This window comes from Pseudomonas sp. BN411 (assembly GCF_029871235.1).
Lineage (GTDB): Bacteria > Pseudomonadota > Gammaproteobacteria > Pseudomonadales > Pseudomonadaceae > Metapseudomonas.
In genome coordinates this window covers 13907-37593 of the sequence record NZ_SSOM01000028.1, presented here as the reverse complement: position 1 = coordinate 37593, position 23687 = coordinate 13907, and the positions used below count along the sequence as shown (strand labels likewise).

Annotated in this window: 23 protein-coding genes and 1 pseudogene; 7 read left to right on the top strand and 17 right to left on the bottom strand. The window is 68.5% G+C overall.

All coding sequences use genetic code 11. From position 1 onward, the window contains the following. Both E8F06_RS02875 and tatA read left to right on the top strand, forming a co-directional pair. Nucleotides 1-77, top strand: a 77-nt coding sequence (locus tag E8F06_RS02875; protein ID WP_280364008.1) for a hypothetical protein, incomplete at its 5' end; no start/stop codon positions are given. A gap of 20 nt (nucleotides 78-97) precedes the next feature. Then, a pseudogene (gene tatA, locus E8F06_RS02870) lies at nucleotides 98-226 on the top strand (twin-arginine translocase TatA/TatE family subunit); the annotation flags it as partial. Between the two features lie 347 nt (nucleotides 227-573). Here tatA and E8F06_RS02865 read toward each other — a convergent pair. From E8F06_RS02865 to E8F06_RS02845, 5 genes are all read right to left on the bottom strand, one after another. Continuing rightward, nucleotides 574-1011 (bottom strand): heme-binding protein, encoded by a 438-nt coding sequence (locus E8F06_RS02865; protein WP_077522374.1) that lies wholly within the window; start codon nucleotides 1009-1011, stop codon nucleotides 574-576. A 5-nt stretch (nucleotides 1012-1016) separates the two neighbouring features. Beyond that, nucleotides 1017-2378: an amidohydrolase family protein gene (locus tag E8F06_RS02860; protein ID WP_280364006.1), complete on the bottom strand. Its 1362-nt coding sequence runs from the start codon at nucleotides 2376-2378 to the stop codon at nucleotides 1017-1019. A 109-nt stretch (nucleotides 2379-2487) separates the two neighbouring features. After that, entirely contained in the window at nucleotides 2488-3417 is a 930-nt protein-coding gene (locus E8F06_RS02855; protein ID WP_280364004.1) for a LysR family transcriptional regulator, read from the bottom strand. Beyond that, nucleotides 3393-3782, bottom strand: coding sequence for a Rieske 2Fe-2S domain-containing protein (locus E8F06_RS02850; RefSeq protein ID WP_280364002.1), 390 nt, complete (start codon nucleotides 3780-3782; stop codon nucleotides 3393-3395). The genes E8F06_RS02855 and E8F06_RS02850 overlap by 25 nt, the downstream gene beginning before the upstream one ends. 120 nt (nucleotides 3783-3902) lie before the next feature. After that, on the bottom strand, nucleotides 3903-4961 hold the full coding sequence (locus tag E8F06_RS02845) for an aromatic ring-hydroxylating dioxygenase subunit alpha (RefSeq protein ID WP_280364000.1): 1059 nt from the start codon (nucleotides 4959-4961) through the stop codon (nucleotides 3903-3905). A 179-nt stretch (nucleotides 4962-5140) separates the two neighbouring features. Here E8F06_RS02845 and E8F06_RS02840 point away from each other — a divergent pair, with 179 nt between their 5' ends. Beyond that, on the top strand, nucleotides 5141-5758 hold the full coding sequence (locus E8F06_RS02840; RefSeq protein WP_280363998.1) for a TetR/AcrR family transcriptional regulator: 618 nt from the start codon (nucleotides 5141-5143) through the stop codon (nucleotides 5756-5758). A gap of 111 nt (nucleotides 5759-5869) precedes the next feature. Here the strand turns inward: E8F06_RS02840 and E8F06_RS02835 are convergent, their stop codons facing one another. Together E8F06_RS02835 and E8F06_RS02830 are read right to left on the bottom strand one after the other, a co-directional pair. Next, nucleotides 5870-6814 (bottom strand): PDR/VanB family oxidoreductase, encoded by a 945-nt coding sequence (locus E8F06_RS02835; protein ID WP_280363995.1) that lies wholly within the window; start codon nucleotides 6812-6814, stop codon nucleotides 5870-5872. A 103-nt stretch (nucleotides 6815-6917) separates the two neighbouring features. Next, a complete protein-coding gene (locus E8F06_RS02830; RefSeq protein WP_280363993.1) occupies nucleotides 6918-8042 on the bottom strand; it encodes an FAD-dependent oxidoreductase in 1125 nt (374 codons plus the stop codon). 221 nt (nucleotides 8043-8263) lie between these two features. Here E8F06_RS02830 and E8F06_RS02825 point away from each other — a divergent pair, with 221 nt between their 5' ends. Further along, nucleotides 8264-9187, top strand: coding sequence for a LysR family transcriptional regulator (locus tag E8F06_RS02825; protein ID WP_280363991.1), 924 nt, complete (start codon nucleotides 8264-8266; stop codon nucleotides 9185-9187). Here the strand turns inward: E8F06_RS02825 and E8F06_RS02820 are convergent. Further along, nucleotides 9177-11177: a methyl-accepting chemotaxis protein gene (locus E8F06_RS02820; RefSeq protein ID WP_280363989.1), complete on the bottom strand. Its 2001-nt coding sequence runs from the start codon at nucleotides 11175-11177 to the stop codon at nucleotides 9177-9179. The genes E8F06_RS02825 and E8F06_RS02820 overlap by 11 nt on opposite strands. Before the next feature lie 375 nt (nucleotides 11178-11552). On the opposite strand from E8F06_RS02820, the gene E8F06_RS02815 reads away from it, so the two are divergent. The 3 genes from E8F06_RS02815 (at nucleotide 11553) to E8F06_RS02805 (ending at nucleotide 15389) form a co-directional block, all read left to right on the top strand. Next, nucleotides 11553-12710 (top strand): prolyl oligopeptidase family serine peptidase, encoded by a 1158-nt coding sequence (locus tag E8F06_RS02815; RefSeq protein WP_280363987.1) that lies wholly within the window; start codon nucleotides 11553-11555, stop codon nucleotides 12708-12710. 22 nt (nucleotides 12711-12732) lie between these two features. Then, the gene (locus E8F06_RS02810) at nucleotides 12733-13668 is read left to right on the top strand and encodes a VOC family protein (RefSeq protein ID WP_280363985.1); all 936 of its coding nucleotides are present in this window, start codon (nucleotides 12733-12735) and stop codon (nucleotides 13666-13668) included. Nucleotides 13669-13976: 308 nt separating this feature from the next. After that, on the top strand, nucleotides 13977-15389 hold the full coding sequence (locus E8F06_RS02805) for an MDR family MFS transporter (RefSeq protein ID WP_280363982.1): 1413 nt from the start codon (nucleotides 13977-13979) through the stop codon (nucleotides 15387-15389). A gap of 87 nt (nucleotides 15390-15476) precedes the next feature. On the opposite strand, the gene E8F06_RS02800 is transcribed toward E8F06_RS02805, so the two are convergent. From E8F06_RS02800 to E8F06_RS02760, 9 genes are read right to left on the bottom strand one after another with little or no spacing between them, the layout of a single operon-like run. Further along, nucleotides 15477-16310 carry a cache domain-containing protein gene (locus E8F06_RS02800; protein ID WP_280363980.1) on the bottom strand — a complete coding sequence of 278 codons (834 nt, stop codon included), beginning with the start codon at nucleotides 16308-16310 and terminating at the stop codon, nucleotides 15477-15479. A 5-nt stretch (nucleotides 16311-16315) separates the two neighbouring features. Next, a complete protein-coding gene (locus E8F06_RS02795; protein ID WP_280363978.1) occupies nucleotides 16316-17320 on the bottom strand; it encodes a formylglycine-generating enzyme family protein in 1005 nt (334 codons plus the stop codon). Next, the gene (locus E8F06_RS02790; protein WP_280363976.1) at nucleotides 17317-18957 is read right to left on the bottom strand and encodes an arylsulfatase; all 1641 of its coding nucleotides are present in this window, start codon (nucleotides 18955-18957) and stop codon (nucleotides 17317-17319) included. The genes E8F06_RS02795 and E8F06_RS02790 overlap by 4 nt, the downstream gene beginning before the upstream one ends. Before the next feature lie 16 nt (nucleotides 18958-18973). Next, nucleotides 18974-19762 (bottom strand): cyclase family protein, encoded by a 789-nt coding sequence (locus tag E8F06_RS02785; protein ID WP_280363974.1) that lies wholly within the window; start codon nucleotides 19760-19762, stop codon nucleotides 18974-18976. 11 nt (nucleotides 19763-19773) lie between these two features. Continuing rightward, complete coding sequence (locus tag E8F06_RS02780; RefSeq protein ID WP_280363972.1) at nucleotides 19774-20754, bottom strand: NAD-dependent epimerase/dehydratase family protein; 981 nt, start codon at nucleotides 20752-20754, stop codon at nucleotides 19774-19776. Further along, nucleotides 20745-21737, bottom strand: a complete 993-nt coding sequence (locus E8F06_RS02775) for a fumarylacetoacetate hydrolase family protein (RefSeq protein ID WP_280363970.1) — start codon at nucleotides 21735-21737, stop codon at nucleotides 20745-20747. The genes E8F06_RS02780 and E8F06_RS02775 overlap by 10 nt, the downstream gene beginning before the upstream one ends. Continuing rightward, nucleotides 21734-22306: a cupin domain-containing protein gene (locus tag E8F06_RS02770; protein ID WP_280363967.1), complete on the bottom strand. Its 573-nt coding sequence runs from the start codon at nucleotides 22304-22306 to the stop codon at nucleotides 21734-21736. Before E8F06_RS02770 ends, E8F06_RS02775 begins: the two co-directional genes overlap by 4 nt. Before the next feature lie 11 nt (nucleotides 22307-22317). After that, on the bottom strand, nucleotides 22318-23094 hold the full coding sequence (locus E8F06_RS02765) for an SDR family oxidoreductase (protein ID WP_280363965.1): 777 nt from the start codon (nucleotides 23092-23094) through the stop codon (nucleotides 22318-22320). Beyond that, complete coding sequence (locus tag E8F06_RS02760) at nucleotides 23091-23681, bottom strand: malonic semialdehyde reductase (RefSeq protein WP_280363962.1); 591 nt, start codon at nucleotides 23679-23681, stop codon at nucleotides 23091-23093. The genes E8F06_RS02765 and E8F06_RS02760 overlap by 4 nt, the downstream gene beginning before the upstream one ends. Nucleotides 23682-23687: the final 6 nt, after the last annotated feature.

Sequence of the window (23687 nt, the reverse complement as noted above, 5' to 3'; positions counted from 1 at the left end):
CGAACGTGGCGGCAGGTCCCCTGGTGCGTTCTTCGTACCACGCGGACCGGCAGGCTCACGGGCACAAGATCACTTGACCTGGAGAGGAGAACTGCAAATGGGTATTTTCGATTGGAAGCACTGGGCAGTCATTCTGCTGATCGCTCTGGTGCTATTTGGCGGTAAGCGTCTGCGGCACCTCGGCGGTGACCTGGGTGAATCGATCAAGGGTTTTCGCCGATCGATGACAGACGCCACGGACACGAATGAAATCATGCCGATGGTTTCTTCTCGCGGCCAGGATGAGAGTTAGCCCGCCCCCCCGGAAACCATTGCATGAAAAACTATCCATGAGTGTCGCTAATGTCTGCTTTTAGCTATGGCTGCCATTCGGGACTGGCTGATTCCGGTGAGAAGCGCTCCTCCCCACCTGAGGCCTCTCGTCCGGCATACACCTCCCAAATTAGTGCCTGGCGTCGAAGCGCTATGCCAACCTTTGCTCGCGGCTATGTTCGACCAGCAGATCAACGAACACGTGCGTCTCGGCAGGCCATAGCGTCAGTCTCGCTGGAGTCGTACAGCTAGCCAGGCAGATCAGGACTCGCCGGTATCCGGCACCAGGTGCGCCGCCAGCACACCGGCGATGGCGCAGCGTTCGTCATTGTCGGAGGTGTCGCCGCTGATGCCGATGGCGCCGAGGATCTCGCCGCCGCCATTGCGCACCAGCACGCCCCCCGGCACCGGCAGCATCTGCCCACCGGCCAGGTCGCTCAGGGCGTTGAAGAAAGCCGGCATCGCCGCCGCGCGGCGCGCCAGTTCGCGGCCACCGAAGCCCATGCCGAGCACCGACGCCGCCTTGCCGCTGGCGATCTGCGGCCGCAGCAGGCTGGCGCGCTCGTCGCGCTTGAGCGCCAGCGGGTGCCCGCCGGAATCCAGCACTGCCACGCACAGGGGCTGCAGGGCCAGCCGCCGGCCTTCGGCGAGGGCGGCATCGACCATCAGCGAGGCCAGTTCCAGAGTGAGTCTGCGCATGCCGGTCACCCCCGCGCCGGGACGGGACGCTTGCCAGCCGCCACCGCACGCTGCCGGGTATGCAGCTCGGCCCATTTGACGGTGTTGAAGTCGCTCACCTTGTAGGGGTCGTAGCCCGGCACCTGGGGCTCCATACGCCGCCCGCCGAGGTAGACGCCGCGAATGCGCTCGCGCTCCTGCAGGATCGCGACGTTCTCCAGGGGCGAACCGTCGATACGGATGAAGTCAGCCCGCCGCCCCACCTCGATGGCGCCCACTGGCTGCGTGGCCGGCAGCATGCGTGCCGAAACCGAGGTGGCAGCGCGCAGCGCCTCGGCTGGGGTGAAGCCCAACCAGTCCACCAGTATCTCGATCTCCCGCGCATGCCATTCACCGTAAGGCGTGATGGCGAAGCCACTGTCGCTGCCGGTCATGAAGGGCACGCCGGCCTCGCGCGCGCGGCGCAGGTTGCGGCAGCCGACGTCGATCACCCGCTGCTGCATGGCCGCGTATCCGCTGCGGGTGGAGGGCTCGTAGTCCTCGGCGAACTCGACGTTGTTGGCCAGCATGGTGAAGGTGGGCGCCAGGTGGCTGCCGGACTCGAGCATCGCCTCGATGCAGGCGTCGTCGAGGAAGAACGCGTGGAAGATCACGTCGACCCCGGCGCGGGCGGCGTAGAGCACCGCTTCGCGGCCGTAGGCGTGCACCGCCACCTTCTTGCCGAGGCGATGGGCTTCCTCGACCATCGCGCGGGTCTCCGCCTCGGTGAAGGCGGCGATGTGTTCGCCGTTGGCGCGGCGCTGGGTGCCGTCCATGGCGATCTTGATGAGGTCGACGCCATCCTTGGACTGGCGGCGGATTTCGGCGATCTGCTCGTCACGGGTGGCGCACAAGCGCCCGGTGAAGTATTCCGGCGTGCCGACCCAGCTCGGGAACCAGTCGTTGAGGCTCTGGCGGTTGGCGATCACGTTGCTGCTGGCGGCGATGCGCGGTCCAGCGAACAGGCCGGCGTTGATGGCGTCGCGCACCGCGATGCTGCACTGGCCGGCATCGCCGGGCACCACCACCGAGGTGTAGCCGGCGGCCAGCACGTGCTGGGCGAAGAACAGGCCGCGCAGGGCGCGAAATTCCGCGGAGACGTGGAGGTCGATGTCCTCCTCGCTCTTGGCGTTGCCGAACACCAGATGGGTATGGACATCCACCAGTCCGGGCATGACAAAGTGCTCGCCGGTTTCGATCAGGGTTTCGCCGGGCAAAGGCTGCGGGGCGCTCGCACGGGGGCCAACATGGCTGAACAGGCCGTCTACGATGATCAGCGCCTGGTCGTGGCGAGCCTGGTCTTCCAGGCCGGTGAACAGGGTCTTGCAGTGGACGTGGAGTCTGGGCATGGCGGTGTGGCCTCTTGTTGTCGTGCCATCACGCTACCCAGTGCCCCTGGAGTGCGGGAAGTGAAGTTTGCTGCTGGCGGGGTATGAAGGAAATTGATGCCCGCGGCCCTCAGGCGGCGACCTCGGCCAGCAGCCCGCGAAGCCAGGCCAACGCCGGATCGCTGTCCTGGTAGGCATGCCACTGCACCACCTGCAGGGTCGGCGGCATAGCCAGCGGCGGCGCAAGCAGGCGCAGCGGGAAACGCCGTGCGTAGAGCCGCGCCAGGCGGCTGTGGAGGGTCGAGATACAGGGGCCGCCAACGACGAATTCAGGGATCAGCCCGAACTGCTCTACGGCCACCGCCACCCGTCGTTCCAGGCCATGGCTGGCGAGGAATTCCGCCTCCATGCTGCCCTGGGCGCCGGGGCCAGTCTCGCGCACCACATGGGGCGCCGCCAGGTAGCGTTCCATGGTCAGGCCCTCGGCCAACCCGGGATTCTCCGCGCAGGCGATGACGCTGAAACCGTCCTCGAACAGCGGCTGCTGCGGATGGCGCGACGAGCCATGGGCATGGGGCAGGATCACCAGGTCGCAGTGCCGATGTTCCAAGGCCTCGTCCACCAGGCTGCCAGTGCCAGGCTCGACACCGCCTCGGGGCACGAGGGTGAGCAGTTGCAGGTCCACCTGCGGGGCGAGGCTGGCGAGGCGACCTAGCAACGCCGGCATGAGCACCGCGATGACATAGTCCGACGCCAGGATGCGAAAGCGCCGGCGCGTCTCCCCCGGTTCGAAGCGGATATTGGAAAAGGCGATATCCCGCGCGCTCTCCAATACCGCCTGGATTCGCGGATGGAGCCCCTGCATCAGCGCCGTCGGCAGCATGCTGCCGCCCACCAGGACGAACAGCGGGTCGTTGAAATGTTCGCGCAGGCGGCCGAGGGCGGCGCTGACCGCCGACTGGGTCAGATGCAGGCGCGCGGCGGCGCGGGTGACGTGCTGCTCGACGAACAGCGCGTCGAGCACCACCAGCAGGTTCAGGTCGAGGCCATGGAAACGCATGGGCGCGCCCCATCGGCGACAAGGGCGCCACTCTCCTCCAACCACATCCCGCCCGCCGCATCGGCCTGCACCGTCAGCGCCTGCAACGACTGGCCGAGGCAGGGACCGAGCACGCAGAAGCCGTTGTCTGGCTGGAACAACGCACCATGGGCGAAGCACACGATGTGCTGGCCATCGCCAGACATGAAACGGTCCTTGCGGTACTGCATGGCCACATCCAGGTGCGGACAGAGGTTGCGGTAGACCCGCACCTGGCCACGCCAGAGCAGGGCAAGCACCGTGTCACGGCCCTCGCCCCAGGGGTCGAAGCCCAGCGCGCGCCCCTCTTCCAGCTGGTCTTCGCGGCAAAGAAATGTCTGGGGCACGGCGTACCTCGGTAGCTCGGTTTTTTGGGGAGGTGGGATTGGGGCGCAGGCTGCCATGGCACCCCTGCCCCAACCAATCGCGAATGGCGATGCGAGCCATCGCCCGGCGGGATACCAACCCTAGACCGCGAGCACGCTGATCTGCGAGGCCGCCTGCTCGTCGGCGATCAGCTTGTCCAGCACACGGCGCGCGCGCACCGCCGCGGCGTCGCCGGGCAGCAGGATCGGCTTGAGGGACCAGAAGTCGGCATCGCCGATCATCCGCTGCTGGGCTTCGAGCATCGGCAGGTCCTCGGTGCTGAACGGCAGGTTGAGGGCGGACACCTGTTGCTCGGCGATCCCCTCGCCCATCTCACCCATCTCCCGGGGGATGGGGAAGGCGAACCAGTAGTGGGTGGTGGTGTCGGTTTCTGGCGTGAACAGGTGCGGCAGCGGCGTTTCCCGGCCCTCGGCGCGCGGGCGCCCGGTAGGCACCGCCCCGGCCAGCAGGAGCATGTTGGCGGGCGCGTCCCAGCGCACGTCGATCCAGCGGTCCACCAGTGTGCCGTGGGGTATGCCCATGGCGCCGTAGAGAAAGTCCGGCATGATCTCGGCGACGGTCTGGCGGTAGGACCACACCGTATCGCCGTGCTGCTCGACACTGGTGATGGCGCGGCTGACATCGCTGCTGCCGAGGGTGCTCGGATGCAGGTACTGGATGTGCGACAGATCGAGGATGTTGTCCGACTCCAGCACGTAGTTGGCGCGCGCATGCAGGTAGCGCTTGGCGACATAGAAGCGCGTCGGCTCCATGCAGCCGAAGTCCGGGATCAGCGCTTCATCCGCCGCTTCGGCCTCGCCCATCCAGATCCAGATGACGCTGTATTTCTCCACCACCGGGAACGCCCGCACCCTGGCGGCGCGCGGGATGGCGCCCTCGCCGTGGGGGTTGCGGGTGCAGGCGCCGCTGCCGTCGAACTCCAGGCCGTGGTAGGCGCATTGCACGTGGGAGCCGCACAGCTTGCCCATGGACAGCGGGGCGAAGCGGTGCGGGCAGCGGTTGTGGATGGCCTGCACCTTGCCGGCCTCATCGCGGAAAAAGAGCACGGACTCGTTCAGCAGGGTCCGGGCGAAGAGTTCGCCGGGTCTGACCTCATCGTCCCAGGCGGCGACGTACCAGGCATTTTTCAGGAAATTCATCTTGTTCTTGTCCTCGTGGGCGTTTCGACAGGGTTGCCTGCATCGATGGCCCGTCCCCCTGATATGCTCGAGCCTTCCCGCCGTGACAGCGGCGGGAAGGCTCAGGGGACGGCCCATCGAAGCAATGTAAGCAGTGCTCACATTAGTCATCCCCCCTACTCCGGTCAATGGCTTATTCCATGAACGAGACACGTGCGTATCACCACGGAAACCTGAGGCAATCGTTGATCGACGCCGCCCTCGAAGCGGTTGAACAGAATGGTTACCAGGAGCTATCGCTACGCGACCTGGCGCAGGCACTGGAGGTTTCCAGGGGCGCGCCCTACCGGCACTTCGCCGATCGCGACGCCCTGTTGCGCGCCTGCGCGGGCGAAGGATTCCGCCGCCTGCTGCAAGCCCATCGCAACGTGGCAGCGGGTACGGGCACGGCGCAGGACAAGGCGCGGGCGGCCTGCCAGGCATTCCTGGCATTCGCCGAATCGCAGCCGGGGCTGTTCCTGCTGATGTACGACTCGGGCCTGCTGCAGCAGGCCGAGGACGAAGACGAACTGGGCGGCCTGCTCCAGAGCATCTACGCGGGCATCGCGGCGACGCTGCAGGAAGCCCTGGAAGAAACCGACGACGACCGCCTGCAGGCGCGCCTGATCGCCATGTGGTCGACGCTCTACGGCTACGCGCGGCTGCGCCAGAGCCGCATGCTCAAGCCCTACATGCTGGGCTCGCTGACCCGCGAACAGACTGAAGCGGCGGTGATCGCCTCCGCCATCGGTCCGCTGCCGCGAAGCTCCGCCCCGTAGGGTGGATGTCGCTCTTCACATCCACCAGCGAGTCCGGTGCGCACAGCGATGCCCCCTACCAACCGTAGGGTGCGCCACGCGCGCCAGGGCCCGGCGGGATTGCCGCGAAGCTCAGAGATCCAGCACCAGTCGCGGGCTGCGCGAGCGCGAGCAGCAGGGCGTGAACTGGTCGTTGCGCCCCTGCTCCTCGACTGTGAGGAACATGTCGCGGTGCTCTGGTTCGCCCTCAAGCACACGGGTCAGGCAGGTGCCGCAGATGCCCTGCTCGCAGGACAGCGGCAGATCGATCCCGGCCTCTAGCAACACGTCGGCCACACTGCGATCCGCCGGCACCTGGAAGCAACGCCCATCGCTGGCCAGTTGCACCTCGAAGGCACCGTCATCGCCCTTGGCCTGAGGCTCGGCAGCGAAGTACTCGCGGTGCAAGGCCGACTCCGGCCAGCCGGCCTTGCGCGCCTCGTCCAGCACGTGGGCCATGAAGCCGCCGGGACCGCAGACATACAGGTGATCGCCGTCGGCATAGTTCGCCAGCGCCTCGGCCGTCTGCAGGCGCCGGGTATCGTCGAAGTGGAAACTCACCCGTCCGGCGAACGCCGAGGCCTCGATGCGCTCGACGAAGGCCGTGCGCGCCGCCGAGCGGCCGCAGTAATGCATTTCGAATTCCGCCCCGATGGCGGCCAGGCGCTCGGCCATGCAGAGGATCGGGGTAATGCCGATGCCGCCGGCGAACAGCCGCGTGCGGCGGGCGCCATGGGCCAGCGGGAAGAGGTTGCGCGGCTCGCCGATGCGGATGCCACTGCCCTCCCCGACCTGTTCGTGCATGGCCTGCGAGCCGCCACGGCTGGCCGGGTCCAGCAGCACGGCGATCTGGTAGCGGTGTCGCTCGTCCGGGTCGTTGCACAGCGAGTACTGGCGCACCTGGCCGTTGGGCAGATGCACATCGATATGGGAGCCGGCGCTGAACGGCGGCAACGCGCCGCCATCGGCGCGGGCCAGTTCGAAGCTGACGATGCCCTCGGCTTCCGGGTGTTTGCGGGTGACCCTGACCTCGATCATGGACACTGACCTCATGCAAAGACGCCCGTCGTGCCCGGAGCGAACCGGGTACGGCGTGCGGAAAGACGGGAACGGCGGCCGCTCCGGCGGCCGGCCGCGGACTTCAGATGGGTTCGGCGGTCAGCTTGAGCATTGCCTTGGTCAGACCGATGCGGTCGAAGCTGGCATCGCGGGCCATTTCCCGTTCGCCGGCCATGATCGAGTTCTCGCTGATGTACTTGCAGCGCTCGAAGCGGCGGTCCATGAAACGCTGCAGACGCTCCTGAATCGAGCCCGCGCCGGTCAGTTCCAGGCTCAGCACCAGCGCGTCCTCGATGGCCATGCCGGCGCCCTGTCCCAGGTGCGGCGTGGTGGCATGGGCGGCATCGCCGATCAGCAGCACGCGGCCCTTGAACCAGGGCTCGTTGACGAACACCACCTCCATCGGCTTATAGACAACCTGGCTGCTGTCGGTGATCTGCTCGCGCAACTCGCCCACCAGGCCGCCGATCTGGCCGATGCGGTCGCGCATCAGCTCCGCGAGCTGCGCTGGTTCGTACCAGGGATTACTCGGCTCATGGGAGGTGGAGAACATGTACATCAGGTCGTCGGCCAGCGGCACCAGGCCGGCGTTGCCTTCGGCGCCGACGTAGCTCGCCAGGTGGTCGATGGACGGGTGCCGGGGGAAGTTGTAGCGCCACACCGCCTGGCCGGTGAAACGCGGCTTGTAGGTGTCGCCGAAGAGCATGCCGCGGATCTTCGAGTAGACGCCGTCGGCGCCCACCACCAGGTCGTAGCGGCCGGCGCTGCCGTCGGTGAAGGTCACGTCGACGCCCGTGGCGTCCTGTTCGAAGGACTCAACCGTGAGCCCGAGGCGAACCTGGGCGCCAAGTTCGATGGCGGTGCCGCTCAGCACCTGGTGCAGGGCCAGGCGCGAAATGCCGACGTTGGCGGGATACTCGGGGCCGGCCAGGCGCTGTCCGGGAATGCGCACCAGGGCGTTGCCCTGCAGGTCGTAGATGCCGACGTCCTCGAAGGCGTAGGCGGCGTCGAGGTAGTCGTCGAGAACGCCGAGGCGGGCCATCTCGCGCACCACGTTGCTCTGCTGGATGATGCCGACGCCGTAGACGGTCCACTCGGACTTGATCTCCACCAGGTCCACCGCCACGCCCTGGCGGCGCAATGCGATGGCCGCGCAGAGGCCGCCAATGCCGCCGCCGACTATGAGTACCTTGCTGATATCGCTCATCGATGAATCCTTGTTCTTGTTGTGGGAGCGCACGGGCGATCGCGAGCGTGACGGCCCGTGCCGGGTAGGTATTTCGAGGGGGACCACGCAAGCGCGGCAGGCAGCACGACAGCCGGAGAGCGGCCCTTGGGAGCACAGGCTAGGAAGGCGCGAACAATTTGACTAATCGTTAGTCGGGATGCAGGGTATCGCGAAAATAAATACAACTAGAGATGCCTGGAATGCGCTTCAAGCACCTGGACCTGAACCTCTTGGTGGCACTGGATGTGCTGCTCGAAGAGCAGAACATCACCCGTGCCGCCGCCCGCCTGCACATGACCCAATCGGCCACCAGCGGTGTTCTCGGACGCCTGCGGACCTACTTCGAAGATGACCTGCTGGTGCAGGTCGGCCGCAAGATGATGCCCACCCCGCTGGCCAAGGAACTGGAAATCCCGGTTCGCGAAGTGCTGCTGAAAATCCAGACTTCCATCACTGCCAAGCCGGTCTACGACATCGCCGAGAGCAAGCGGCACTTCCGCATCATGGCCTCGGACTACCTGATCAGCGTGCTATTCGCCGAGGTGATCCGCGAGATCAACAACGAAGCCCCGAACATCACCTTCGAACTCATCAGCCCCGGCGAGACCGCCGTCGAGATGCTCATGCGCGGCGAGGTGGACCTGATGATCGCGCCGGAGCACTACGTCGCCAAGGAACACCCCTCGCAGTTGCTCTTCGACGAGCAGCACGTCTGCGTGGTGTGCGCCGAGAACCACAGCATCGGCGAGCGCCTGACCCTCGAACGCTACCTGGAGCTGGGGCATGTGGGCGTCGCCTTCGGCCGCAGCCGCACGCCCGGCATCGAGGAATGGTTCATGTCCCAGTACGGCTGCAAGCGCCGCCTGGAAGTGATCACCCACGACTTCAACACCCTGCCGCAACTGGTCATCGGCACCCAGCGCGTCGCCACCATGCACAGCCGCCTCGCGCGACTCTATGCGCGCAACCTGCCGCTGCGCATCCTGCCGCCGCCCGTGGAGCTGCCGACGATGCAGGAGTACATGAGCTGGCACCGCAGCCTGGATCGCGACCCCATGCTGCGCTGGCTGCGCGAGAAGCTGATGGAGATGGTCCGCCGCCCGGAGTCCCCCGTCACCCTCTGAGTCCATCGGCATCGGGCGTTCCACTGCGGAACGCCCCCACGGCCTCGCCGAGGCTGGCGCTCAGCCGCTGCAGGCTGCCCGAGGCCTCTTCAAGGCGGCCGCAATCCTCGGCGTTCTGCTCCACCACCTGACTGACCTGGCCCACCGCCGCATCCACGTGGCGGGCCATGTCGTGCTGGGTGGTGGCCGTCTCGGCGATGCTCCGTCCGGTGCGTTCGATGAACACCATCGCCGCACTGACCGCCGCCAGCACCCCAGTGGCGCGGCCGCTGAGTTCGACGCCCTCCCCGGTCAACCGCTGACTGCCGCGCAGGCTCGCAGCGGTGTCACGGGTCAGTTGGCCCAGGCGCTGGATCATGGCATCGATCTCGCCGGTGGAATCCCGCGTGCGGCTGGCCAGGGCCCGCACCTCGTCGGCCACCACGGCGAAGCCACGGCCGTGTTCGCCGGCTCGGGCCGCCTCGATGGCGGCGTTCAGGGCCAGCAGGTTGGTCTGCTCGGCCACCGCGTTGATCACGTCCAGCACGGCGGTGATGCCCTCGCTCTGGGTTTCCAGCACCTGCATGGAAGCGGCGCTGGCGGACATTTCCCGCGACAGCCGCTGCAGGCTGTCACTGGCCTGGCGCACCAGGCTGTCGCCCTCGCGGATCAGCGCACCGGCTTCTCCCAGGGCCGTCTGGCTGCCGTCCACCTGCGCACTGGTCTCGGCCGCCGCGCCGGTCATGCGCTGCATGGCGTCGACCACCCGGTCGGTCTGCTGACGCTGCGCGCGCACGCCCTGCCCTGTGCGTTCCACCATGCCGGCCAGGGAGCCGGCGGCGCGGTCCAGCTGCGCCACCTCCTCGCCTATCCTCCCCACCAGCGCGCGCAAGGCCTCCAGCATCAGGCCGATGGCGTCGCTCAGGCGGCCCAGCTCGTCGCGCCGGCCAGAGGGCGCCAGGCGCTCACCGAGGTCACCAGACGCCACCCGCTGGGCGAGCCCCAGCATGCGCCGCAGCGGCGCGACCACCGCGCGGCGAATCGCCAGGCAAGCGCCGACGCTCAGGGCCAGCGCCAGCAGCACCATGGCCGCCAGTTGCAGGTCGAGGCGCTGGCGCAGTGCGGTATGGGCGGCGTCACGCCGGACCCGCTCCGCCTGCAGCAGGCTCGTCACCTTGTCCGCCGATGCCGCCATGCTCGCCTGGGCGGCGGTGGCCAACTCGCCGCTGGCGGCGAAGCGCCGGAATGCCTGGCGATATTCCTCCAGCGCACGGCTGGCCTCGTCGAGGGACTGGCGACGCTCGCCATCCAGCCGCGACGCGAGGCTGGTCAGGGCGGTGCTCAGTTCGTTGCTGCGGTTCTCCCAATCGTCGTGGTAGCGCTTCTGCGCATCCAGGGAGAAATACAGCTCGCTGTCCCGCAGATTCGCCAAGCGTTCGCGCAGGCTGGCCGCCTCCTCCAGCAACTGCATCTGCTGCGGGCCGGGCGCCGCGTCCTGTTCGAGGCCAAGGTTGATGTCGTCCAACTGGTCGAGGAACAACCCGCTAAAACGCTGGCCGGTGGTCTCCGCCAACGCCTGCATGCGCAAGCTCGCCTCGACGGCTGCGCTGCGCGCCCCGGCATAACCCCGAAAAGCGTCCAGATACTGCCCGATGGTAGTTTCCAGGGCCCGGCCGAAGGCCTCTCCTGACTGCGTCAGGGGCAGTTCGGCAGACAGACGCCGCAGGTTGGTCTCGACCCGCTCGGCCGCCGCCAGCACGGGTGACAGGCCGAAATCCTTTTCCGCCAGGCGCGCCTGGGACAGGCTGTCCTGCAGCCGATCGAGGGCGCGCAACTGCTCCGCGCCGGCCTGGGTCGCGCGCAGCGCATGAAGGGCGGTGAGCGCCATGCCCAGGGTGCAGGCCAATACCAGGGCGAACCCCAGCGACAGCTTGCCGCCGACACTGAGGTGGTCCAGCCAGCGCCGCAGAGCACCGGGCCGGGAATCGAGAGTACGAATGGTGACGGGCAAGGCAGCCTCCTCCATTGGGCAGTGCGCAGCGAGCACGGCCGCATACCCTAGCCAGCCCCTGTGCGGGCCAACCAATCGAGACTGACGATGCGAGGCATCGCCTTTCGCCATGCCTGTCGCGCGAGGGGTGGGACCATGTATCTCGCGATCCGATAGCTGGCATCCGAACAAGCGATTTGTCGAATTCCTGACCCCATGCGAGCTTGCCCAGGCCGCCCCAAGGGGTGGTCGACGCCCGCGCCACTGCCTGCTGCGGGAGCGTTCATACCGGGTCGCCCGCCTTGCGCCCTGCCCGTCCGTTCACTGCGACCCGTGCGGATAGCCCCGTGTAGAGGGGGCGATGGCGACCCGGACCAGAAGAAGGAAAACAACAAAATGTTCCGCTATTTCCCCACCAACTACGTCTGGAACCTCTCGGTGGACCTCGCCATCGAGATGGGCGCGCGCATCGGCGAAATCGTCGAGATGTGCGAACCGCTCCAGGAAGCCGCCAAGCAACCCGACGCCGCCGGCACCCGCGCCTTCCGCGATACCTGGTCGAAGATGGCCGACAAACTCTGCGAGCTGGCCCGCGAGGATGAAGAAAAAGGCCGCCGGCTCTCGGCCGGCGAGAAGTACAACCGCGCCGCCACCTACTACCTGACCTGCGAACGCCTGCAGGCCCACGGCGCCCCCGGCCGCCTGGAGCTGTACCAGCGCTTCCTCGACACCTTCGCCCGGGGCATCGACCTGTCCGGCGAGAACTGCGAGCGGGTCGAGATCCCCTACGAGGGCAAGGTCATCTCCGGCCTCTTCGTACGCGCCGAAGGCGTGAAAGGCCCGGCGCCTCTGCTGGTCCAGCTCAACGGCCTGGATTCCACCAAGGAAATGAAATACCGCGTCGGCCTGCCTATGTGGCTCGCCAAGCGCGGCGTGTCTTCCCTGCTGATCGACCAGCCGGGCACCGGCGAAGCCCTGCGCCTGCATGACCTCAAGGCCCGCTACGACGCCGAGCACTGGGGTAGCCGCGTGTTCGACTGGCTGGAAACCCGTGCCGACGTCGACCCCAGGCGCATCGGCTGCGAGGGTGTGTCCCTCGGCGGCTACTACTGCCCCCGCGTCGTGGCCTTCGAGCCGCGCTTCGCCTGCGGCGTCGTCTGGGGCGCCAACCACGACTGGCGTGAGGTACAGAAGCGCCGCCTGGAGCGCGAAGGCAGCTTCCCGGTGCCGCACTACTGGGAGCACGTGCGCTGGGTCTGGGGCGGCAAGGACGTCGACGAGTTCATGACCATTGCCGAGAACGTCCACCTCGACGGCGTGGTGGAACGCATCAAGGTGCCTTTCCTGGTCACCCACGGCGAACAGGATTCGCAGATCCCGCTCAAGTGGGCCCACCGCACCTACGAGCAACTGGTCAACAGCCCCAAGCGCGAACTGAAGATCTTCACCCCTCGCGAGGGCGGCGTGCAGCACTCCAGCTTCGACAACTCCATCAACGCCGGCCAGTACATCGCCGACTGGGTCGCCGAAACCCTCGGCGGCCACACCGCCTGATCGCCGAGACGAGAACCCGACCATGAAGATCATCGGACCTGATTACCTGGTGTTCGGCGTCGATAACGTCGACGCCTGCGTGCAATACCTCCGCGACTACGGCCTCAAGCCGCGCAACCTGGACGAAACCGGCGGCTACCTCGAAGCCCTGGACGGCACCGGCATCGAGATCCGCCACCGCGACGACCCGCGCCTGCCCAGGGCCATGGAAACCGCCAGCACCCTACGCGAAACGGTCTATGGCGTGGCCGACGAAGCCGCCCTGCAGGCCATCGAGGCCGAGCTGTCCAGGGACCGCGAGGTGGTCCGTGGCGAAGATGGCGTGCTGCGTGCGGTGGACGACATGGGCTTCGCCCTGGGCTTCCGCATCAGCCTGCGCCGCCCCCTCGACCTGCCGGGCGAAGCCAGCAATGCCCCCGGCGCCGAACCGGGCCGTGCGGTCAACGCCCTGGGCGCCAGCGACGAGATCGCGGCCCTGCCGCGCAGCCTCTCCCACGTGGTCTACTTCGTGCCCGACCACGCCAGGGCGGAAGCCTTCTACACCCGCCTGGGCTTCGTCTGCACCGATCGCTTCGTCGACACCGGGCCCTTCCTGCGCCCGGCCGGCACCCTGGACCACCACACCCTGTTCCTGATCCAGACCCCGCCCTTCATGAAAGGCATCGAGCACTTCACCTTCCACATGGGCGGCCCGACCGAAGTGATGCTGGCCGGCACCCGCTTCGTCGAGAAGGGCTACGAGTCGTTCTGGGGACCGGGTCGCCACCAGTTGGGTTCCAACTGGTTCTGGTACTTCAACAGCCCCATGGGCTGCCACGTGGAGTACGACGCCGACATGGACCAGCACGACGACAGCTGGGCCGCCCGGGTGGCGGCACCCGGCGCCGACAACTCGCAGTACTTCCTCTTCCGCTACCAGGAGAAATGGGCTCCCGGCGGCCCGCCGCCCAAGCATTGATGGTTCGTTGCTCCACGGCTGCTACCGCGCCGTGAGCAGGGTCGTCCCGGCGCCACGGGACGCCCTGCCCTCGTACTCCCGGCGCCGGCTGGTCCGGGAGTCTTTTTTTGCCGCCTTCGCACACCGGACACCCCCGGTCGTTGCCCGGCGGCAACGGGTCTCGCCCACAAGGCCGGCCCCGCCTCGCCCGATCATCCGACCGACGCGCCGCCGCTATCCGCGGTGACCGCGACCGGTCATTGGCATACAGTGCCCTTCCCCATCGCCGACACGCGCGAGACGCCTGCCCGCGAGGCTCAAGGAACCCGATGAACGCCCCCACCGCTTCGCTCGCCGTGCCTCACCAGGAGCTGCGCCGGCTCCTGCCCGGACTGATGCTCGGCCTGTTCATGGCCGCACTGGACCAGACCATAGTCGCCGCCGCCCTGCCCACCATCGCCCGCCAGCTGGCCGGCGCCGAGCTGCTGGCCTGGGTGGTTTCCGGCTACCTGCTGGCGATGACCGTCGCCACCCCGCTGTTCGGCAAGCTGAGCGACCAGCTTGGGCGCCGGCCGATGCTGGCTGCCGCCCTGCTGCTGTTCGTGGTGGCTTCGGTGCTGTGCGCCCTGTCACGCGACCTGTCCGAACTGGTGGCGGCCAGGCTGCTGCAAGGCATCGGCGCCGGCGGCCTGATGGCCACCACCCAGGCCCTGGTGGGTGACCTGGTGGAGCCGGCCGAGCGCGGCCGCTATCAAGGCTGGTTCAGCAGCATGTTCGCCCTGGCCAGCCTCGCCGGGCCGCTGCTGGGCGGCTACCTGAGCACGACCCTGAGTTGGCACTGGGTGTTCTGGCTGAACCTGCCGCTGGGGGTGCTCACCTATCTCATGGCCCGCCCGGCCCTGGCCCGCCTGGCACAGAAACGCCGCGATTCGCGCATCGACTACCTCGGCGCGGCACTGTTGAGTGTCGCCCTGGCCAGCCTGCTCTGGCTGATCGGCCGCGTCGGCCATGCCAGCGATCCGCTGGAGGCGCGCAACCTGGCGGCCCTCGGCCTGTGCGTGGTAACCCTGCCGCTGTTCGTGGCCAGCCAGAAGCGCGCCGGCGATCCGCTGATTCCGCTGCCGCTGCTGGGCATCGCCACGGCCCGTGGCGGCTGGATGATGCTGCTCTTCGCCAGCTTCCAGGCCGTCGGCCTGGCCGTGCTGATTCCCCTGCACGCCAGCGGCGAGGGGCTTGCCGGCAGCACCGCGCAACTGACCGCCATCGCTTTCGGCGCGCCGGTGGGCGCTTACCTGGGCGGTCGCCTCAGCGCCCACTGGGGCCGCTACAAACGCCTGCTGGTGACCGGTAGCACCCTGCTGCCGCTGGCCCTGCTGGCCTGGGCCTGGCTACCGTTATCGGCGGCCGGCCACCTGCTGGTGCTGCTGCTCTGCGGCGCCGCGCTGGGCATGCAGTTCCCCACCTCCCTGGTGGCGGTGCAGAGCGCCGTGCCGGCCGAGCACCTGGGCGTGGCCACCGGACTCTGCGGCCTGGCCCGTGGCCTCGGCGGCGCGGTGGGCGTGGCGGTGTTGTCCAGCCTCTACTGGCTGCTGTCGCCGGAGGCGCCAAGCGCCGCCCTGGAACTGGCCGGCGGCGCGCTCGCCAGCGAAGCCTTCCGCCAATTGCTCATGCTCGATGCCCTGGTGGCCCTGGCGCCGCTGCTGGTGGCCCTGCGCCTGGAGGACCTGCCGCTGCGCCGGTAGGGTGGGGAATCGCTTGTTTGTAGCCCGCAGGATAGGTAGAGGAACGAAACCCATCGCTGTTTTCCCCGGAAGCCCGGGTGACGCGCCTCACTCGGACTTCTTGTAGTACCCCACCGCCACCAGAAGGTGGCCGGTCTTGCGCAGCAGGGCGTACTTGTCCTCCACCTTGCCGGTCACCGGGTTCTTCCAGCGGTAGTCGTAACCGCCCGCTTCATGGTTCTTCATCAGCGCGAGAATCGGCGCGCCCACCGGCTTGCCGTCCGGGTCGTACACCTTGGCGAACTCCACGCCGAGCAGGCGCAGGTTGTAGCCGTGGGCGACGTAGCGGCCGGTATCCAGGTCGATGACGAAGACGTAGAGATCATCCTCGCGAAAGCGTGGCGACAGCGCGTTGATGGCGGCAATGCTCTGCTCCGGCCCTTGTGCCAGGGCCGCCACGGCCCGGTCCAGCAACTGGCCAGCCTGCTGCGGCGTAGCCCGTGGCAGGTAGAGGCCGACGGCGATGACCCGATCCCCCTCGCGCTGGAAGAACACCCGCTTGCGCTCCACCCGGCCGTCGCGGGCGTTCATCCAGCGGTACTCGGCGACCCGTACCTCGCCTTCGGCGCCTTCCAACGCCTGGCGGAAGCCGTCGCGCAATTCCGGCTCCAGGGCCTCGCGGACATCGCGCCCGATCAGCACAGCCGAGGTGCCGCCGCTGGCGAGCATGGTGCCGTGGGTGTCGACCACGAACACGTAGTGCTCACCGTCGATGAACTCGCCCTGGCGGCTGAAGGCGGCGAAGGCCGCATCGCCCTGCACCTGGTAGTAGTCTACGGCCCGCTGCAGGAGCTGACGGGCCCGTTGTTCCTCGTCGGCCTGGGCGGTCGCGGCGGTGGTCAAGAGCGCGAGCGCGCTCCACAGCAAGGCAATCAGACGCATCGGCGTCACTCCGTGGCTAGTGTGGATTCGGGGGCAATGCGGCGAATGGTGCGGAAGCCGACGTGAGAGGTCGCCAGGTCGGCTTCCTGGCGTTCCCGCGCCGCCGCGCGGTAGCGGGCGCAATAGGACGTGGCGCAAAGGTAGGAGCCGCCCTTGATGATCCGTGGACGCGACGGGCCCAGGGCCGCGCGCAGCTGGCCGGGGTCACCGTTGGCGTGGCTGATCAGGGGCCCCCACTGGGCATCGGCGGTCCATTCCCAGACATTGCCGATCATGTCGAACAGCCCCTGGGCGTTGGCGGCGAAGCAGCCCACCGGGGCCAGGCCGGCGAAGCCATCCTCGGCGGCGTCCTGCACCGGGAACACCCCTTGCCAGTAGTTTGCGGCGGGCCGGCCATGGCTATCGAGCGGTTCCTCGCCCAGCCGCTGGGAAGCGTCAGCGCCGCGTGCGGCGTATTCCCACTCGGCCTCGCCGGGCAACTGGTTGCCGCGCCACTGCGCATAGGCCTGGGCGTCGGCCAGGGTGACCAGGGTCACCGGGTATTGGTCGAGTTTGACTTCAGGGCCCTCCGGCCCCTCCGGGTGACGCCAGTTGGCACCCTCGACGTAGCGCCACCAGGGCAGCGCCGAACCGTCGCCGGCCGTCTCCAGCGGCGCGCGGAACATCGCGGCGCCACCGGAACGCTCGGCCTCGGTGATGTAGCCGGTGGACTCGACGAAGGCGGCGAACTGGGCGCGGGTGACCTCGGTGCGATCGATCCAGAAATCCCCGACCTCTACCGCGCCGAACGGACGCTCATCCGGGTAGCCGCCCTCGGTGCCGGGGGTGAAGCGCCCACCGCTGATGCGCACCATCCCGGCCAGCGGGTCGTCGTCCGAGCCCGCCGGCAGGCCAGCGTAGGCCTCGCAGCCGGCGACATTGCCCAGGGGCGGCGTGGCGCCTGTCCGGGCAACGATTCCCGCCAGGGCGAGCACGCCCAGGCAGCCGGCGGCGATCAACCCGCGCCTCATAGCGCCTTGGCCACCGGCGGCGGCGCGACCACGCCGACCCGGCGGGCGTAGTCCTGCCAGGCCTGCTTCAGGCGCTCCAGGGTTTCCGGCTGGCTCGCGGAAAGGTCCTGCTGCTCGCCGCGATCCCGCGACAGGTCGAACAGCTGCCAGCGCAGCGGCGGCAGGGGTTGGCCCGGCATGCTCCAGGGCACCAGACCGAGCAGCTTGAGGTTGCCTTCGCGGTAGTAGCGGCTGCCGAACAGCTCGCCGGCCATCGCTGGCTCGCCGCGGCCCTGGCCTTCCAGCATCGGCAGCATGGAGTGGCCGGTGATGGGGTGCTTGGGCTGGCCCTGGTACTGGTCACCCGGGTCCGGCAGGCCGGCCAGGGCGAGGAAGGTCGGCGCCAGGTCGTCCACCCGCGCTACGCTGCGTTCCAGGCCCTGGCGACGGAGGCTGGCCGGCAACTGGACGATGGCCGGCACGCTGATGCCGCCTTCGGCGGTGCTGCCCTTGAACAGCCGCAGGGGCGCCGCGCTGACTTCCGCCCAGCGCAGCCCGTAGTCGATCTGTGAACCGCGCCGGCCGAGGTTCTCCAGGCGATTGTCGGTGTCCGGGCCGGCCGGGTAGAACTGCTCATGGCGCTCGCCGGCGGCACCGTTGTCGGACATGAAGACGATCAGGGTGTTGTCCAGCTGACCGCTCTGGCGCAGGTAATCCAGCAGGCGGCCGATGTTGTGGTCGAGGTTGTCGACCATGGCGGCGTAGATCTCCATCTTGCGCGCCTCGATGCGCTTGCGCTTCGGGTCCAACTGGTCCCAGCCGGGCAGCTGCGGGGTGGCCGGCAGGGGCGCGGCGCTCTGGAAGTCGGCCGGCAGCAGGCCCTTGGCTTTCATTCGTTCGATGCGCGCCAGGCGCACCGCGTCGTAGCCGCCGTCGTAGCGGCCCCGGTACTTGTCCAGGTAGGCCTCCGGCGCCTGCAGCGGCCAGTGCGGCGAGGTGTAGGCGGCATAGGCGAAGAAGGGCTTGCCGCTGCCCTGTCCCGATTTCAGATAGGCCAGCAGCTTGTCGGTGTAGAAGTCGGTGGAATAGAAGTCCCCCGGCAGTTCCACCGGCTGGCCGTTTTCGCGGTAGGTGATCTGCTCGATCTTCGCGGTGGAGCCCGGCGTGGGCTTGAAGTGCACGCCGCCGCCCTGCAACAGGGTGAAGGACTGCTCGAAGCCACGGCGGTCCGGCCCCTGGTCGGGGGCCAGGCCCAGGTGCCACTTGCCCACCATGCTGGTGCGGTAGCCGCCATCGCGCAGCAGCTCGGCGATGGAGTGGGCCTGCTGGTTCAGGTAGCCCTCGTAGCCCGGCTTGCCGCGCTGGAACGGCTGCAGGCCTTCGGCCATGGTGCCCAGCCCGGCCAGGTGGTGGTCGGTGCCGGACATCAGCATGGCCCGCGTCGGCGAGCAGGTGGGTGCGGCGTACATGCTGGTCAGCTGCAGGCCGCTCTCGGCCAGGCGGTCGAGGTTAGGCGTGGCGATCTCGCCGCCGAAGGCGCCGAGGTCGGAGTAGCCCAGGTCGTCGGCCAGGATCAGCAGGATGTTGGGACGCTCGGCAGCACCGGCGAAGGCCGGGGCGATGCACGCCAATGCCGCCAGCAGAAAGGGGAATCGCACGGGGATGCTCCTGTTCTTATTCTTCGAAGATGGCCACGGCGCGGATGAAGCCGGCCGAAGCGTGCTTGATCTTGTAGGGGAAGCAGGACACCAGGAAGCCGTAGGCCGGCAGGCTGTCGAGGTTGGCCAGCTTCTCCATCTGGCCGTAACCGATGTCGCGACCGGCCTTGTGGCCTTCCCAGATGATCGCGGCATCGCCGCTCTCGGCGAAGCGCTCACGGGTGTACTTGAACGGCGCGTCCCAGCTCCAGGCGTCGGTGCCCACCACCCGCACCCCGCGCTCCAGCAGGTAGAGGGTGGCTTCGCGGCCCATGCCGACGCCCGCGTCCAGGTAGCCCGGCTGGCCGAACAGGCTGCCGGCGCGGGTGTTCACCAGCACGATGTCCAGCGGCTGCAGCTCATGGCCGATGCGCGCCAGCTCGGCTTCCACCTCGGCGGCGGTGACCACATGGCCATCGGGCAGGTGGCGGAAGTCCAGCTTCACGCCCGGCTGCAGGCACCACTCCAGGGGCAGTTCGTCGATGCCGAAGGCCGGCTTGCCGCCATCGGTGGTCGAGGCGTAGTGCCAGGGCGCGTCCATGTGGGTGCCACTGTGGGTGGTGATCGCCAGGCGCTCGGCGGCCCAGGACTCCTTGCCCGGCATCTGGTCGAGGGACAAGCCGGGGAACATGGCGGCCATTTCCGGCCAGCCCTGCTGGTGGTCCATGTAATCGATCTTCGGCAGCAGCGGCGGCGGGTCGGTGTAGGGGTTGTTGTCCAGGGTCACCGAGAGGTCAACGAGGCGGCGTTTGCGGGCAAGGGTCATGGCAGCGGGTCTCAAATGGTTTGTAGCGGAGCACGCACGCGGCGCGGGCGCTGGCTGAGGTTGAGGGCGTTTCGCACCAGGGCCTGGGCGGAGCCGTCATGGCGGAAACCCAGGGCGCGGGACTGCGGCGTGCGCAGGGGCGGATAGCGGCCGAACAGCGCCTCCAGGTCGGCCTCCGGCTGGTAGCTCACCAGGGCCCGGCGGTCGTCGCCGAAGGCTTCGGACAGGGCCTCCACCACCTCGCCGATAGCCAGCTGCAACACCGGCAGTTGCCACACCCGCTGGGCGCCGGGGTCCTGCAGTTCGGCGGCGTGCAGCAGGTTGTCGACGCAGCAGCGCGCCGACATCCACCAGGCGGTGGCCTCGGCCGATACCGGGCAGCAATAGGCGTCGCCAGCCGCGAGGGCGTGCATCAGATCGCTCATGAAGGCCGAGCGCAGCCCGTTCGGCTCGCGGGGCCGGGCGACGATGCCGGGCAGGCGCAGGACGCGGCCGTCCACCTCGCCACGGCGGGCCAGGTCGCTGAGCTGGGTCTCCACCATCAGTTTGTGCGCGCCGTAGGACAGCGCCGGGCGCGGCATCAGTTGCTCGTCCATGCGTGCCGGCAGCTCCGCGCCATACACCGCCACGCTGCTGGCGTAGACCATCACCGGCGGCCGCGCGGCATTGCGCAGCTGGTCCAGCAGCTCCAGGGTCGCCAGCAGGTTCACCTGCTGCCCCAGGGCGTACTGTTGCTCCGCCGCGCCACCCGGGATACTCACCAGGTGGAACACCACGTCCACGCCGTCGGCCAGGGCGCGGCGCAGCAGGGTCGGCTCAGTGATGCTGCCGGCCAGCAGGCGCAGCCGGTGGTCCGCCGGGAAGCCCTCCAGCTGCTGGTCCAGCAGCACCACGGCCTCCAGCGGCTGGCCGCGCAATCGGCCCTGCTCCAGCAGTTGCTGCACCAGCAGGCGACCGAGAAAACCGGCGGCGCCGGTGACCATCACGCGCATGGCGCACCTGCCTGGATCACCCGCTGATCGATGGCGCCGAACAATGGCGAGCCGTCGGCATTGCGCGCCTCCATCCGTACGCGGTCGCCGAAGCCCATGAAGCCGGTGCGCGGCGCGCCCTGTTCGATCATCTCGATGGCGCGGCGCTCGGCGATGCAGGCCGAGCCCACGCTGCGATCGGCGTTGGAGACGGTGCCGGAACCGATCAGGCTGCCGGCGCCGAGGCGGCGGGTCAGCGCGGCATGGGCGATCAACTGGTGGAAGCCGAAGTGCATGGCACCGCCGTGGGGGTGGCCGAACCACTGGCCGTTCCACTCCACCTTCAGCGGCAGGTGCACGCGGCCATCGCGCCAAGCATCGCCCAGTTCGTCCGGGGTGACCGCCACCGGGGCGAAGCTGGAAGACGACTTGGCCTGGATGAAACCGAAGCCGGTCTTCATTTCCCGGGGCGCTAGGGCGCGCAGGCTGACGTCGTTGACCTGCAGCACCAGGCGGATGTGCCCCAGCGCCTGCTCGGCGGTGCAGCCCATCGGCACCTCGTCCACCAGCACGGCGAACTCGCCCTCGAAGTCGATGCCGTGGGCTTCGCTGGGCAGCGGAATGTCCTGACGGGCACCGAGGAAGTCGTCGCCCGCGCCCTGGTACATCAGCGGCGTGGTCTCGACGCCGTCGATGGGGTCGAGATTGAACGCGCGCTGCATCAGCTCGCCATGGCTGAGGAAGCAGGACCCGTCCAGCCATTGCCAAGCGCGCGGCAGCGGCGCCATCGCCCGGTTCGGCTCGAAGTCGAAGGCACCCGCCACCTCGCCCCGGTTGAGCGCGTCATAGCGACCGCGCAGGTCGGCCTCCACGCTCCACCAGTGGTCCACCGCGGCTTGCAGGGTGGGCGCGATGTCGGCGGCGTCCACCGCGCGGGTCAGGTCACGGGAAACCAGCAGCAGGCGGCCGTCGCGGCTGCCGTCGTCAAGGGTCGCCAGCTTCATCCCAGCACCTCCTGGAGTTCGGCGGCGTAGCGGCCGTCGAGGAGGATGAAGACCATCCGCGCCATGGCTTCGGTGCGGTTGCTCCAGGCGTGGTTAGTGCCACGCTGGACCACGATGTCGCCGCGCTTGAGGTGGACTTCCTCGCCATCCAGCACCAGCCAGACTTCGCCCTCGGTGACGATGCCGTAGTCGAGCGTTTCGGTGCGGTGCATCAGCTTGTGCTTCGAATCGGCCTTGCCGGTGCCGGCGTGGGCTTCGCCGATCTCGGCGAAGACCGCCGCTGCGTCTTCGGCGCTGACCTGGTTCTGCACGCTGTCCGGCGGGATGTCGACCACCCGGATCACGCTGCCCAGGAGGCCCGGGGACAGTTGCAGCGGCTTGGCGGTGGGATCGTCGCCGTTGTCCAGGGTTGCTGGGCTGCTGGCGCTGTTCCACACCTCGTAGAACAGGGTGCCGGGCACGGCTTTGAGCGGGAAGTTGTTCGGCGTCGGGCCGGCCATGGCGACCACGGCCTGGCCAGTGGCGTCGTGGCCGGTGACCACGCGCTGGAAGGGGGGAAGTGTGTGCATGGAAACTCCTTTCAATTGCCGTCGCCGATGGTGGTGCCACCGTCGACGATGATGTTCTGTCCGTTGATGAAGGCGCCGCCCGGGGCGGCCAGCAGCAGCGCCAGGGCCGCCACCTCTTCCGGCCGGCCGACCCGGCGCAGGGGCGTCAGCGCCAGGCGCCGCTGCAGCACCTCGGGGTTGTCGGTCAGGGGCCGGGCGAATTCGGTCTGGATCACACCGGGGCTGATGGCGTTGACGCGAATGTTGGCCGGGCCCCACTCCACCGCGAGGTTGCGCGCCAGCTGGGCCAGGGCCGCCTTCGACAGGCCGTAGAGCCCCAAGGCCTTGTTGCCGCGCACGCCGGCGATGCTGGCCATCAGCACCAGGCTGCCGCCGCCCTGCTCTGCCATCACAGGCAACAGCTCGTTGCTCAGCCACACCGCGCTTTCCAGGTTGATCCCCATGGTCAGGCGCCAGGCCGCCTCATCGGCGCTGTGCAGCGGGCCGAAGTGCGGCGCCACGCCGGCGTTGCACACCAGCGCATCGATCCTTCCGTACTGGTCGAGCACCTCCCGCGCCAGTGCGCGAACCGCGTCCGGCTGGACGAGGTCCGCAGGGATGCCTGTGACGTCGAAGCCTTCGCTGCGCAGCTCGGCCGCCACGCGCTGGCAGTCGTTGGCGTTCTCGCTGCTGATCGCCAGGCGCGCACCGGCGCGACCGTACTCGCGGGCGATGGCCAGGCCGATGCCGCGGGTTGCGCCGGTGATCAGCGCGACCCGGCCTTCGAGGGAAAACAGCGGGCTGCTCATAGGATGCGGCACCCCTGCTCGAAGGACAGGCGCGGGCCGGATGGGCGCAGGCCCGTGTCATCGCCATAGCCCAGGCAGCAGAGGAAGTTGCTGCGCCAGCGGCCGTCCGGGAAGAAGTCCGCGTCCACCTGGGCATTGTCGAAGCCCGACATGGGGCCGCAGTCCAGGCCCAGGGCGCGCGCCGCCATGATCAGGTAGGCGCCCTGCAGGCTGCTGTTGCGCAGCGCGGCGGTGAACGCCGCCTGCGGATTGTCACGGTAGGCCGCGCCGGCGTCATAGATCGGGAACAGCTCGGGCAGCAGTTCGAAGAAGCGGCTGTCCCAGGCGACGATGACGGTCACCGGCGCTTGCAGCATCTTGTCGCCGTTGTGGCCCTTGAGGGCCGGCAGCAGCTTGCGCTTGGCCTCCGGGCTGCGCACGAAGACGAAGCGCGCCGGGCAGCAGTTGTTGCTGGTCGGGCCCTGGCGCAGGGCCTGGTAGAGCTGTTGCAGCAACGCGTCCGGTACCTCGCGGTCCAGCCAGAGATTGTGCGAGCGCGCGCGCAGGAACAGTTGGTCGAGCGCGGCGCTTTCCAGGGGGTGGGCCATGGCTAC

Bases quoted from the DNA above. Each gene is read 5' to 3' on its own strand.
- E8F06_RS02865 (WP_077522374.1), bottom strand. From the start codon at position 1,011: ATGCGCAGACTCACTCTGGAACTGGCCTCGCTGATGGTCGATGCCGCC.
- E8F06_RS02860 (WP_280364006.1), bottom strand. From the start codon at position 2,378: ATGCCCAGACTCCACGTCCACTGCAAGACCCTGTTCACCGGCCTGGAA.
- E8F06_RS02855 (WP_280364004.1), bottom strand. From the start codon at position 3,417: ATGCGTTTCCATGGCCTCGACCTGAACCTGCTGGTGGTGCTCGACGCG.
- E8F06_RS02845 (WP_280364000.1), bottom strand. From the start codon at position 4,961: ATGAATTTCCTGAAAAATGCCTGGTACGTCGCCGCCTGGGACGATGAG.
- E8F06_RS02840 (WP_280363998.1), top strand. From the start codon at position 5,141: ATGAACGAGACACGTGCGTATCACCACGGAAACCTGAGGCAATCGTTG.
- E8F06_RS02835 (WP_280363995.1), bottom strand. From the start codon at position 6,814: ATGATCGAGGTCAGGGTCACCCGCAAACACCCGGAAGCCGAGGGCATC.
- E8F06_RS02830 (WP_280363993.1), bottom strand. From the start codon at position 8,042: ATGAGCGATATCAGCAAGGTACTCATAGTCGGCGGCGGCATTGGCGGC.
- E8F06_RS02825 (WP_280363991.1), top strand. From the start codon at position 8,264: ATGCGCTTCAAGCACCTGGACCTGAACCTCTTGGTGGCACTGGATGTG.
- E8F06_RS02815 (WP_280363987.1), top strand. From the start codon at position 11,553: ATGTTCCGCTATTTCCCCACCAACTACGTCTGGAACCTCTCGGTGGAC.
- E8F06_RS02810 (WP_280363985.1), top strand. From the start codon at position 12,733: ATGAAGATCATCGGACCTGATTACCTGGTGTTCGGCGTCGATAACGTC.
- E8F06_RS02805 (WP_280363982.1), top strand. From the start codon at position 13,977: ATGAACGCCCCCACCGCTTCGCTCGCCGTGCCTCACCAGGAGCTGCGC.
- E8F06_RS02800 (WP_280363980.1), bottom strand. From the start codon at position 16,310: ATGCGTCTGATTGCCTTGCTGTGGAGCGCGCTCGCGCTCTTGACCACC.
- E8F06_RS02795 (WP_280363978.1), bottom strand. From the start codon at position 17,320: ATGAGGCGCGGGTTGATCGCCGCCGGCTGCCTGGGCGTGCTCGCCCTG.
- E8F06_RS02785 (WP_280363974.1), bottom strand. From the start codon at position 19,762: ATGACCCTTGCCCGCAAACGCCGCCTCGTTGACCTCTCGGTGACCCTG.
- E8F06_RS02780 (WP_280363972.1), bottom strand. From the start codon at position 20,754: ATGCGCGTGATGGTCACCGGCGCCGCCGGTTTTCTCGGTCGCCTGCTG.
- E8F06_RS02775 (WP_280363970.1), bottom strand. From the start codon at position 21,737: ATGAAGCTGGCGACCCTTGACGACGGCAGCCGCGACGGCCGCCTGCTG.
- E8F06_RS02770 (WP_280363967.1), bottom strand. From the start codon at position 22,306: ATGCACACACTTCCCCCCTTCCAGCGCGTGGTCACCGGCCACGACGCC.
- E8F06_RS02765 (WP_280363965.1), bottom strand. From the start codon at position 23,094: ATGAGCAGCCCGCTGTTTTCCCTCGAAGGCCGGGTCGCGCTGATCACC.
- E8F06_RS02760 (WP_280363962.1), bottom strand. From the start codon at position 23,681: ATGGCCCACCCCCTGGAAAGCGCCGCGCTCGACCAACTGTTCCTGCGC.